Source organism: Bacteroides sp., assembly GCF_019417265.1.
Lineage (GTDB): Bacteria > Bacteroidota > Bacteroidia > Bacteroidales > Bacteroidaceae > Phocaeicola.
The window spans coordinates 1-8,724 of record NZ_DXVR01000104.1 but is presented as its reverse complement, the minus strand read 5'-3'; the positions used below and the strand labels follow the sequence as shown (position 1 = coordinate 8,724).

Sequence of the window (8,724 nt, the reverse complement as noted above, 5' to 3'; positions counted from 1 at the left end):
ATTCTGAAGTGAATAAAGGTTCCGAGTTCTGGATAGAGCTCCCTTACCAACCCGTTAATTAAAAATAGAACTACTATTAACAACAAGAGAACAAAAAAGATTAGAAATCTTTTGGAAAATTCAAAGAAGTCTTTATCTTTGCAAGCGAAATAAAAATGTAATTATTACAAGTTTGAATTAAGGAAATATGGAAATAGTAGTAGAACGATTGCAAGGGCATAATATCAAACCTTCGGTGCAGCGCATTGCCATCATGAAATATCTTATGGAGCACCGCACACATCCGACGGTAGACGAGATTTATACAGCACTGTCTCCTACTATACCGACGCTTTCAAAAACGACAGTTTACAACACACTGAAAATTTTGAGCGAACAAGGAGCTGCACAGACGCTGACCATTGATGAGCGTAACACATGTTATGATGCCGACACTACTCCACATGCACATTTCTTGTGCAAACGCTGTGGTAAAGTTTATGATCTGGCGTGTAATGACACTGTAAGACAAGTGGTAGATACAGATATGGATGGACACGAAGTGCAGGAAATCCACTATTATTACAAAGGAATCTGTAAACAATGTAAAGAAGACTAACGTTCTATTATAAGAACAAACGAATAACTAATTCAATTAAATCAAAAAGAAAATGAAAAAATTTAGATGTACTGTATGCGGTTACGTATATGAAGGTGATGCCGCTCCTGAGAAATGCCCGTTGTGTAAAGCTCCTGCAAGCAAGTTCGTAGAAGTTGTAGAAACTACAGAAGATGGTCCTCTTTCTTTTGCTGACGAACATGTAATCGGTGTAGCTAAAGGTTGTGATGACGAAATGATCAAAGACTTGAACAATCACTTCATGGGCGAATGTACAGAAGTTGGTATGTACTTGGCTATGAGCCGTCAGGCTGACCGCGAAGGCTATCCTGAAATCGCAGAAGCTTTCAAACGTTACGCTTGGGAAGAAGCAGAACACGCTGCTAAGTTCGCTGAACTTCTTGGCGACTGCGTATGGGATACTAAGACTAACCTTGAAAAGCGTATGAACGCTGAAAGCGGTGCTTGCGCTGACAAGAAGCGTATCGCTACTCGTGCTAAGGCTCTTAACCTTGACGCTATCCACGATACAGTTCACGAAATGGCTAAGGACGAAGCTCGTCACGGTAAAGGTTTCGAAGGTCTGTACAACAGATATTTCAAGAAATAATATACTATCGACCGATAGATTTATGCCAGGCATACCGAAAGGTGTGTCTGGTATTTTTTCATCACAAAAGAAAGAAATCAGATTTATGCCATCAGAACTTTCCAGCATCGGTTCTCATCTTCTATCAGAACCGATTTGTTCTCAATCCAGTCGCCGGAATTAAGATAATGTATATTGCCTAAATAGGTATCTTCCGGATGATGGATATGCCCGCAGATAATACCGTCGTAATTATTTTTTACGGCAAAATCGGTTATCTGCTTCTCAAAATTGGTAAAATTAGAAACCAATTTCTTTGTCCATCTCTTAATTGCCTGGGCAAAAGAATACGGCTGCTTATGTCGTAAGGCTCTATACCTGTTGTAAAATCCGTTAATGAAAAGAAGGAATTCGTAACATGAAGCACCGAGTTTGGAAAGCCATGTCGCCTTCCGGTTTACAGTGTCAAAACAATCTCCATGGGTAACAAAGTACCTCTTGCCTCCTGAGGACAAAGTAAAATCCTTAAGTACCTTAATACCGACAACTATCTTATCGAGATATCTCTGCATGAAGTCATCATGATTGCCATAAGTGTATATCACGTCATTTGTATCATTCTTCATCATATCCGATATAACGCGGAAGAAACGCATCAAATCACCTCTCCATGCACACTTAGGATGCTTTCTGATATACCAACCGTCAATAATATCACCATTCAGAATCAACCGCTCGCACGTCACCGAACGGAGAAACTGAATAAGTTCGTTTACTTTAGCATGGGGCATCCCAAGATGTAAATCAGATAATACTATTGTACTGTAATGTTGTTTTGTCTGCATGATAACCTTCTTAAATGATACAAATTTACAAAAAAACTCGTTCTATGTATTCATTAACCGAAAAATGTGGTCAGTCAGAAAAAAAGATTATCAAATCCGGAGCCATCACCCCTACTTCCGGCATATAACCGTTGGTAGCAACCTCTATCCCTCGTGTTACAACTCTCTCCTGAGCGGAAGTCGCATTGTAAGACATTAAGCCTAATAAAAATAGAGCCAAAAGACTGATTTTCTTCATAACATAAAATTATATTGGTTTGCATGCAAATATAATTATTATTTTGTAATGAATACAATTCGGTATGTCTTCTTTCTTGATTATTTGGGCTTTTTAGCATTTACAAATGCACTATTACAGACTAAATCTACAATGTATCAACTCTCAAGTATTTGACAATAGCCATAAATATCGTACCTTTGCAAACACATAGGGATTAATATATACACAAAGGCTACACATGCTTAAGGGAAAAAGACATTTAAAGACCATGCGCTTTTTCTTTCCGATATTATTTATATTCTATTTCGGAGGAATAACACTGTTTACGCATACTCATGCAGTAAACGGGGTTATAATTGTGCACTCCCATCCCTATAACAGCGAACACACACATACGGCACAACAAGCCGAAACTATCTTTTTTCTATCTTCATTTTATACTTACGGTGACATTCCGCAACCATTAACTCCTGTATTATGGCTCATACTACTTGCAGTACTTACAATACCAGCTGTCTGCAATAAGCCTCTCAAAACTACATACGGGGGTATCTATTTGCGTGCCCCTCCGGCATTAGACTGATATAATCAATTCTTTATTTATACTGTATGCCTTCGTTATGAAAGTGTACACATATATCATGTCTAAAAATTTAAAAACAAAATCAAATGAAAGCTATATATACCATTATATTGGGAACAATACTAACATTGCTCCCATATCAACTATATGCCTATGAACTGAATGAATCGGATGCCAACATGATAGGCCACGTTACAGACAAACACTCACAGGAACATCTGGCTTTTATTACAATAAGCCTGAAAGGTACCACTATAGGTACTACAACTGACGAGACAGGTCACTATTTTCTGAAAAATCTTCCTGAAGGAACATTCACAGTGGAGGTTTCATCAGTAGGTTACAAAACTGTACGCAAGGAAGTAAAATTCAAAAAGGGTAAAACCATCGAAATGAATTTCGAAATAGAGGAAGACCTTATTTCACTTGAAGGTGTAGTGGTTTCAGCCAACAGAAACAAAACTACCCACCGCATGGCTCCTACACTGGTAAATGTAGTTTCTATGAAGACTTTCGAGAATACCAACTCTTCGTGTCTGTCTCAGGGATTGAACTTCCAGCCCGGCGTAAGAGTGGAAAACAACTGTCAGAACTGTGGGTATCAGCAAGTCAGAATAAACGGTCTGGATGGTCCGTACACACAAATTCTTATTGACTCACGCCCTATATTCAGTGCCCTTTCCGGAGTATATGGCCTTGAACAAATTCCTGCCAATATGATAGACCGGGTGGAAGTTATGCGAGGAGGCGGTTCTGCCCTCTTCGGTTCATCGGCCATAGCAGGTACTATCAATATCATCACAAAAGAACCTATAAGAAATTCGGGACAGATATCTCACACCCTGACAGGTATTGGTGATGGAAGTGTTTTCGAGAATAATACTACAATGAACGCTTCACTCGTCACCGACAACCAGAAAATGGGAATTGCAGTGTTCGGACAAAACAGAGAGAGAAACGGTTATGACCACGACGGCGACGGTTTTACCGAGCTGCCTAAACTAAAAAACCAGACTGTAGGTATGCGTTCGTATATCAAGACAAGTACCTACTCCAAACTTACAATGGAATATCATCATCTGCAGGAATTCAGACGCGGAGGTGATATGCTTGACAGACCTGCTCACGAAGCAAACATTGCCGAACAGCTCACTCACAGCATAAACACAGGAGGATTGAAGTTCGACTATTTCTCACCAAACGAGAAGCATCGTATGAGTATATATACATCGGCCCGGCATATTAACCGCGACAGCTACTATGGTGGCGGACAAAGCAGTGAATCTGCGCTCAAGGCATATGGGGGTACAACCGACCTGACATGGATAGCAGGAACACAATACAACTATCACTGGGACAAATGTCTGTTCATGCCTGCAGACCTTACTGCCGGTACGGAATATAATTACGACAATCTTAAGGACAATCAGTGGGGATACAACAGATACGTTGCGCAGAAAGTAAGAATTCTGAGTGCCTTCGCACAGAACGAATGGAAAAACGAAATGTGGAGTTTTCTTATCGGTGGTCGTCTGGACAAACACAGCATGCTGAGCAAACCGATATTCAGTCCGAGAGCCAACCTTCGCTTCAATCCTACTGAAAATATCAATCTGCGTGCGAGCTACTCATTCGGTTTCCGCGCCCCACAGGCTTTCGATGAGGATTTGCACATCGAGAACGTCGGAGGTGCAGTCTCGATGATTCGTCTTGCAGAAGACTTGAAAGAAGAGAAATCGCAGAGCACAAGCATTTCTGCCGATATGTATCACAACTGGGGCGACTGGCAGGGAAATCTCCTCATAGAAGGATTCTATACAAACATCTCTGATGTATTTGCACTGACAGAAATCAGTAAAGAGAACGGAGTTCTCATAATGGAACGCGGAAACGAAAAAGGTTCTGTAGTTTATGGAGGAACACTTGAAGGTAAACTGGCATGGCGAAATATATGGCAGTTACAGGCCGGATTAACACTCCAGAAAGCTGAATATAAGGAAGCAAGAGCATGGAGCGAAGACGTGGCAGAAGAGAAAAGAATGTTCCGTACGCCAAACACATATGGATACTTCACAATGACATACGCTCCAGTGAAACAGTTTAATGTAGCATTATCCGGTACGTATACAGGAAGTATGTTAGTAGAACACCACAAAGGATATATCGATAAAAACAGAACTGAAAAGACAAGAAGCTTTATGGATATAGGATTAAAAGCCTCTTACGATTTCAATCTTTATAAGAGAACAACTCTCCAGCTAAATGCAGGTGTACAGAACATCTTCAATGCCTATCAGAAAGACTTCGATAAAGGTGCAGAAAGAGATTCCGGTTATATCTATGGTCCAGGCATGCCACGTTCTATATTTGCAGGTGTAAAGATAAGCTATTAATTTACAAAATAAATGCTGAGAAATCTATAAGTAAAAGCTTCGTCATCCAAGTTAAAATGGCGAAGCTTTTCATTTTAAATGACACTTCATTTTTTTTAAACGTACAAGGTTATTATATTTGCCATAAATTTAAATCAAGAACAATATGATAACAAATAACGAAATGCTGTTAGCCTTCGGGCTGACACTGATAGCCGGACTGTCTACCGGCATAGGCAGCCTTATAGCACTACTGTCGAAAAAGACAGACACACGTTTCCTTTCAGCATCTTTAGGGCTGTCGGCAGGAGTAATGATTTATGTTTCTTTTATGGAGCTGATGCCGGAATCAGTCCATCTGCTAAGTGGAATATACAGCGAACGTGAAGCCTCGGCCTACATGCTTTTGGCATTTTTCATCGGTATAGGACTTATTGCTCTGATAGACTTTCTTGTGCCGGAGGATGAAAACCCACACGAGATTCATTCATCCCATGGCAATGAAAAGAAACTAAAACGTACAGGAGTGATGATGGCACTTGCCATAGGAATACACAACTTTCCGGAAGGACTTGCCACGTTTACGTCTGCACTGACCAATCTGGAAATTGCAATTCCAATCGTATTTGCCATAGCCATCCATAATATACCGGAAGGTGTAGCTGTATCTGTTCCTATCTACCATGCTACAGGCAGCCGCAGGAAAGCATTCTGGTATTCATTCCTCTCAGGAATGGCCGAGCCTATAGGGGCACTTATAGGAATACTTTTCCTCATTCCGTTCTGGACTCCTTCCATCAATGCGCTGCTGCTTGCATTAGTTTCAGGAATCATGGTTTATATATCGTTCGACGAACTTCTGCCAAGCACGGAAAAATACGGACACCATCACTGGGGAATTTGTGGTGTAATATTTGGTATGGCGATAATGGCCGTAAGTCTGCTACTGATATAAATATTATATACGGAAGATTACGAAGTTCTGTACAAAGAAAGGGAAAAACGCAACTCCATCCTAAAAGAACGTAAAAGCACAAACAGGAAAAACTATTATGTAGACCCTCTTACAAAGGACAGATAAAAGTTAAATGCGTATAAATGCTATACATTTACAAAATAAATTCGTATATTGTGCAATAGTAGTTTAACCCCAAATTTTAAAAATCATGAGAAAGTACATTGCAGAACTATTAGGCACTATGATTTTAGTATTATTAGGATGTGGTAGTGCAGTATTCGCAGGCGGAGCGGCAGATACCGTCGGTGCAGGAACAGGAACTATTGGTGTAGCATTGGCTTTCGGACTTTCCGTTATCGCCATGGCTTACTGTATCGGAAACATATCGGGATGCCACATAAATCCGGCCATAACCTTTGGGGCATGGATTAGTGGCAGGATTGATACCAAGGATGCATTCATGTACATTGTGTTTCAGACAGTTGGCGCTATAATCGGAGCCATGATACTGTCAATATTGGTTGGCGCCGGAGGACATGCCGGACCGACAATGACAGGAGCCAATACTTTCGACAATGGAGAAACGGTACAGGCATTCATAGCCGAAGCTGTATTTACTTTTATATTTGTCTTGGTGGTATTGGGTGCAACTGACGAAAAGAAAGGTGCAGGCAATATGGCCGGACTGGCTATCGGACTTACATTAGCATTGATACACATTGTCTGTATCCCCATCACGGGTACTTCTGTAAATCCGGCAAGAAGCATAGGACCTGCAATTATGGAAGGAGGACAGGCACTCAGCCAATTATGGCTTTTCATCGTAGCCCCACTTGTAGGAGCAGCATTCAGTTCGCTCGTCTGGAAATTCATCGGTGAAGGCAAACAATAGTTTATATATCTGAGAGACATTATATCCCTTGTATCGGAAACACTGCAGTTGTTACGGTACAAGGGATTTTGTTTTTATATCAAGGATTTGAATATGTATAAAAAAATAAATAGTCAAAAACGAAGAAAAACAAGTCTTTTTTTTGGGATTTTATCTATAATAAAGTAATTTTGCTTGACGTAGAAACAAGCATAAAATATGACACACATAGAAAAGTTGAATTATATACCTCAAAACATAGACTTGATGGCAGGAATAGATGTAACCGGAAACTTCAAGCATTTATTCAAGACTTCATCAAAGGTTCCGGGATATTTGTTTCTGTTATGTTTCCAGGGAACATGTACAATAACAGTGCACCTCACACAATACACGATGAAGAAAGGGACGCTGCTGATACTGCTACCCGATTTATACTTTCAGGTTCTGGAACAGAGCGAAGACTGTAAATTTATTTTTGCAGGATTTGCGACTGAACTTGTGCGCAGTTCATCATTATTCTCAAAATCAATAGAATATACTCCTTTCATATTCGAGAAACCTGTACTGCAGCTTGAAAAGAAAGGATACGAACTGATGTACAGCTACATAAGAATCATAATAAAAGCCAAGTATATATACAACAATATCATCACTCAGGAACAGGCTGCACTGACATTCACCCAACTGATTCTTGGATTAGGAAATCTGATAAAGAACGGAAAGAATGTAAACCAGCAGTACAACAGAAACCAGGAGATAGTAAAGGAACTGGTCAGAACGGTTGTAATAAACTATCACACAGAAAGAAACGTCAGCTTTTATGCCGAAAAGATGCATCTGTCACCACAGCATCTCAGTACTACCATAAAGAAGATAACGGGTAAAACACTGACAGATATCATATCATCATTCATCATAAACGATGCAAAAGCGAAGCTGAAATCTACAGAGATGACCATTCAGGAAATTGCCTACTCACTGAACTTCCCGGACATTTCGTTTTTCGGAAAATATTTCAAAAGATATACAGGCATGTCGCCTAAACAGTACAGAAACACTGAACTATAATAAAATCTAACAGCGTTCTAACGGTATTTAAATACTGTTCGAACGCTGTTAGATTTTTAATTATTGCTCGTCCTTAATTTCCTCAATCGGAGTAACATCTACTATATTTTCTTCTTCCTTCATCACCTTCTTTCTGAAACGGATTAATCGTATCAAGTCTGTGAGCGAATAGACTATGGCCGAAACACCGAGTATGGTAAAAGGAAGAGTTGCTGCCTGGAACGGATTAGCCAGAACTACGATACCGGCCAATAACACCAATACCGGAACAACATACATCAGGAATGGCACCTTAGTGAAATTGCGCACCGAAATGAAGTTAAACAGTTGCGAAAGGCCTGCCAACACCAACAATACACCCAACACATACATCAGTGTAGTAATGAAAAAGTCAGGCATAATCATAAGCCAGAATCCGAGCAATGCACTACCTACGGCTGCAACCGGAAAAGCAGACCTGATACCAGCCTCTTCCCTACGCTTGGCCGTTGCCAAGTAACCAAAAACTCCGATAAGTCCCGGCAACAGAAACAGAACCCCGATAGTAATCACAAGATACCTTACAGCTTCCCCAGGCCATACCACCAACAGTACACCTATTATTAGAGCACATATAC

The 8,724-nt window shown here is 40.3% G+C and carries 9 protein-coding genes; 6 read left to right on the top strand and 3 right to left on the bottom strand.

The features are described from left to right. Positions 1-187: 187 nt before the first annotated feature. Both QZ379_RS10985 and QZ379_RS10980 read left to right on the top strand, forming a co-directional pair. Positions 188-598: a Fur family transcriptional regulator gene (locus QZ379_RS10985; RefSeq protein WP_115501705.1), complete on the top strand. Its 411-nt coding sequence runs from the start codon at positions 188-190 to the stop codon at positions 596-598. Positions 599-650: 52 nt separating this feature from the next. After that, entirely contained in the window at positions 651-1,208 is a 558-nt protein-coding gene (locus QZ379_RS10980; RefSeq protein WP_291564472.1) for an NADH peroxidase, read from the top strand. Between the two features lie 83 nt (positions 1,209-1,291). Here QZ379_RS10980 and QZ379_RS10975 read toward each other — a convergent pair whose 3' ends face one another. Both QZ379_RS10975 and QZ379_RS10970 read right to left on the bottom strand, forming a co-directional pair. Further along, positions 1,292-2,032 carry a UDP-2,3-diacylglucosamine diphosphatase gene (locus QZ379_RS10975; protein ID WP_291564469.1) on the bottom strand — a complete coding sequence of 247 codons (741 nt, stop codon included), beginning with the start codon at positions 2,030-2,032 and terminating at the stop codon, positions 1,292-1,294. A gap of 70 nt (positions 2,033-2,102) precedes the next feature. Next, the gene (locus QZ379_RS10970) at positions 2,103-2,270 is read right to left on the bottom strand and encodes a hypothetical protein (RefSeq protein WP_291564466.1); all 168 of its coding nucleotides are present in this window, start codon (positions 2,268-2,270) and stop codon (positions 2,103-2,105) included. A 651-nt stretch (positions 2,271-2,921) separates the two neighbouring features. On the opposite strand from QZ379_RS10970, the gene QZ379_RS10960 reads away from it, so the two are divergent. The 4 genes from QZ379_RS10960 (at position 2,922) to QZ379_RS10945 (ending at position 8,107) form a co-directional block, all read left to right on the top strand. Continuing rightward, complete coding sequence (locus QZ379_RS10960; protein WP_291564459.1) at positions 2,922-5,228, top strand: TonB-dependent receptor; 2,307 nt, start codon at positions 2,922-2,924, stop codon at positions 5,226-5,228. Positions 5,229-5,373: 145 nt separating this feature from the next. Then, entirely contained in the window at positions 5,374-6,162 is a 789-nt protein-coding gene (gene zupT, locus QZ379_RS10955; protein WP_291564456.1) for a zinc transporter ZupT, read from the top strand. Positions 6,163-6,373: 211 nt separating this feature from the next. Beyond that, the gene (locus QZ379_RS10950; protein ID WP_291564453.1) at positions 6,374-7,057 is read left to right on the top strand and encodes an MIP family channel protein; all 684 of its coding nucleotides are present in this window, start codon (positions 6,374-6,376) and stop codon (positions 7,055-7,057) included. A gap of 198 nt (positions 7,058-7,255) precedes the next feature. Beyond that, entirely contained in the window at positions 7,256-8,107 is an 852-nt protein-coding gene (locus QZ379_RS10945; RefSeq protein WP_291564450.1) for an AraC family transcriptional regulator, read from the top strand. A gap of 60 nt (positions 8,108-8,167) precedes the next feature. Here QZ379_RS10945 and QZ379_RS10940 read toward each other — a convergent pair whose 3' ends face one another. Further along, positions 8,168-8,722, bottom strand: a complete 555-nt coding sequence (locus QZ379_RS10940) for an HdeD family acid-resistance protein (RefSeq protein ID WP_291564447.1) — start codon at positions 8,720-8,722, stop codon at positions 8,168-8,170. Positions 8,723-8,724: the final 2 nt, after the last annotated feature.